At 54.6% G+C, this 3,153-nt stretch carries 4 protein-coding genes; 1 reads left to right on the top strand and 3 read right to left on the bottom strand.

Annotated elements, in window-relative coordinates; genetic code table 11:
- The 3 genes from Q7U76_09060 to Q7U76_09050 all read right to left on the bottom strand — a co-directional run.
- Window positions 1–532, bottom strand: a 532-nt coding sequence (locus tag Q7U76_09060) for a hypothetical protein (protein ID MDO8356523.1), incomplete at its 3' end; no start/stop codon positions are given.
- A gap of 276 nt (window positions 533–808) precedes the next feature.
- The gene (locus Q7U76_09055; protein ID MDO8356522.1) at window positions 809–1,594 is read right to left on the bottom strand and encodes a LuxR C-terminal-related transcriptional regulator; all 786 of its coding nucleotides are present in this window, start codon (window positions 1,592–1,594) and stop codon (window positions 809–811) included.
- Window positions 1,595–1,865: 271 nt separating this feature from the next.
- A complete protein-coding gene (locus tag Q7U76_09050) occupies window positions 1,866–2,696 on the bottom strand; it encodes an ATP-binding protein (GenBank protein ID MDO8356521.1) in 831 nt (276 codons plus the stop codon).
- A 214-nt stretch (window positions 2,697–2,910) separates the two neighbouring features.
- Between Q7U76_09050 and Q7U76_09045 the strand changes: the two genes are divergently transcribed.
- A partial coding sequence (locus Q7U76_09045; GenBank protein MDO8356520.1) for an acyl-homoserine-lactone synthase occupies window positions 2,911–3,153 on the top strand: 243 nt, incomplete at its 3' end.

Genomic DNA, 3,153 nt, shown 5'->3' with positions numbered 1-3,153 from the left:
GGTAGACTCGTGCCACCTCCGTCACCGGCAGGATGTAGAGCGTGCCGGGCCGATTCGTATACCACTGGTTAAAGGAGAGCATGTAGGGGAGCTGTCGTGGAATCTCGAGGCGCCCCTGCTGTAAGGGAACTAATTCTGGAGGGATTCCGCTGGCTGGATGGGACATCGCCCCGGCAAAGTACAGGCCTTCGTCATTCGACAGAAAGAGCTTGGTGGTGTTGGCTGCGCAGGCGCTCGCGGTGGTTCTGCCTTGGAAATTCATGATGGCCATGCCTTGGCCATCTTCGCGCCCTGGTTGACGGGCATATTGCATGTCTGCCAGATGTCGTCCCGTTTCCCCTACCCCTGCAAACAAGAGGTAACGAGTTTCCTCTGGGCTTAAAGGAATCGGTGGGACGGTGCTTTGATATCGAAGAGGACCAGCGGGAAGTTCCATCCCACACCCAAATCGACGCGTCTTTCGTTGCTCCAAGAGGTCGAGCAACGTATGTACCGCGGTAGATTTTGAAATCAGACATTCAGCTGTGGCCATGGGGTCCTCCTTGATGGAGGGAAGAATACGCAACAGATCGATTCATTGAACCTACCCAGGTGGGTAGGTTCAATGAAATGAAGGCTCGGTTAGAGTCGGAGGATTCTAGGCGCGTGTTCCTGAAGCTTTGAAGAGAACCCCTTGGTGTGGTCGACGATGAAGTCATAGATCACTCAACGTCCGATGAAGGTAGCCGATCGTTGCTATGATCGGTGATGTGTGGTGGAGAAGTAATCAGGGCATTGAGGGGGCAGGCGTGGGAGAAGGGATGTACGCTTACTTTTTCTTTTTGTGGAAGTCAGGGAGAAGTAATTCTGAAGAGGCGCCTTGCCATTGGGCAACGGCTGACCAGCGGTTCTCGACACCGCCCAGCTTCTGATAGATATTCTTGAGATGGAACTTCACCGTGTTCAGGCTCACGTGGAGAATCACGGAAACTTCCCAGTTCGTTTTGCCTTCTGCCACCCACCGCATAATTTCCTCTTCGCGCGCGGTGAGGCCCACACGTGGTGGCGCGGGGAGGTTTCCTTCCGACCAGGAGGTCGCCCGCATATAGGCCAGATGAAAATGTGGAGCCAGAATTTGCATCGTGCTCCGCAACTTCCACAGCAACTTTTGATCGAAATTGCTAAACGCAAAATACGTACAGAGGCCAAGCGCTCCACGGACTCCCACAGATAAGCAGCTGTTCAAGCCAAAGTCGAGCTTGAGATTCGTGACCTCCTTGGGGACGGTGATATCAGGGCAATCCTCGCTTGACACCGTGCTGACCTGAGTCCGTTCGAGAAGTTGAATCGTGGGGTCCGTGACGAATCCCTGCGACATGTATAGCTCATGGAGTTCGGCGTTGTATGTCGTGTGCCCCATCTGCAGCACCCGTTTGGGAATATTGAATACTCCGCATCCCGAAAACTGATGCGGAATGAGTTGCCCTATGGCGGAGGTCAAGCTTGCCAATTGGGCTTCTGTCTCTACGCTTCGCACCTGGTGCATGATCTCACCCAGGCGCTGAAACTCTTTTCTGGACGGATATTGGAGGGCTTCAGGTCCTCGAAAGATCACGGTTGCACCTCCAGGTATTTCACGGGTCGGTCGTGAGGTGTGACCCTGTTGAGAGGATACAGCGGTGTCTTCAAAGCACGGGCTGCACGGGGCCTGTTGGTGGTGGTCATGTCATCAGTCCATTCATGCTTGAAGAGACGGGTGTGAGCAATAGGACGCTCAGCTGGCCTATCCGATGGTTTTTGCGCGTTGTTGTCCAGCACGGTCATTCTGAAACTCTCCGCCGATGGTCGGCCATACGGCCGTAAAATCCTCGAATCTTTCTTTACTCCTACGGCTCGATCAGCCGAGAATGGTTGCCGGAACTCTTAGTCTCATTGTTGTTGAGTTCCGCCAGGTCTATGCCTAACGGAGGACCCTCTGCGGTGATGCAGGTGCCTTGACCGACCGTGGATTCGATGCTCAGGTGCCCCCCGATCCTCCGAACTCGCTCCCGCATATGCGCAAACCCAACGCCTGCTGTCCGTTCTTCTGTGATGTCGAAGCCAGATCCGTTGTCGCGAATACTTAGGCTGACTCGCGAGCCGATATGCCGAAGGGCGATCTCGATTTGTGTGGCCTGTGCGTGATGGACGCAATTGTTCAACGCTTCTCTCGCGATGGTGACGAGCTCATGTCCCTCTTCGTTGGTCAAGATCTCCTCTGCTGACGGGTCAATCTCCATATGAATCCGCACCTGACCCATCTGCTCAAGGGTCTGGGTGAGAAATTGCAGCTCTGAGACCAGGTTGAACGGCTCAATTTGGTCGGATTCCATAGCCAGGATCATCCGTCGGATGTCGTGGATGAGACGCTGGAGCTGATCGGCGGCCTGATCGCGGGAATGCACAAGACCTAACTCGATGGCATAGAGCGCTTGCAGCACAGAATCGTGCAATTCCTGTCCGATACGACTGCGATCGTGAAGCAGTGCGCTCAAGCGTCGCTCGGATGCCGTGAGGGCTGCGGTGAGGCTGTCTTCAACCTGTTCGCGCAGCAGGCGGGGAATGGATTCACGGGTGCTGTAGGGAATCCCTCGCGCGAGAGCCGCGCGCGGTTGCACCGGTTTGCCGGGAGATTGCCGATACCCGTGGATGAGCTGGAACTCCCGCCGAGATTTCATCAAGTGGAACGTCCTTTCTCCATATGTGAGCCGGAACTTCTACGGAGTCTCGCGTTGTAGAGCACCCTTGGTTCGAGACTGCACTACTAGTACGCGACTGTTCCGCATCCCGTCACCTGGCGGATCCGCCAGGTGACGGGATAGGTGGATTATGGAAAACCAGTTGTCCAAGGAGATGCTTCGGTCTTGATGTTTTCCGGAAAGGAGACTGTTGATGCGTGGAGTAAAAGATATTGAGTTCAGCGAAAACGGCTTTACGGTAAAGACGTTATATGGGGAGCAGCTTGCCCAATCGTATCGGCTGCGACATAAAGTATTTGCTGAGTCGCTGAAGTGGGTTCCTGAGACGGATGATAGAGAGGAGATAGATTTATACGACTTGTGGGGGACAACCCTTGGTCTGGTCAGAGATGATGGGGCGGTAGTTGGGATGGCTCGACTCATTCCCTCTTCCGGG

Source organism: Nitrospirota bacterium (assembly GCA_030645475.1).
GTDB lineage: Bacteria > Nitrospirota > Nitrospiria > Nitrospirales > Nitrospiraceae > Palsa-1315.
The sequence above is the reverse complement of the archived record's forward strand: the minus strand, read 5'-3'. Positions and strand labels throughout refer to the sequence as shown.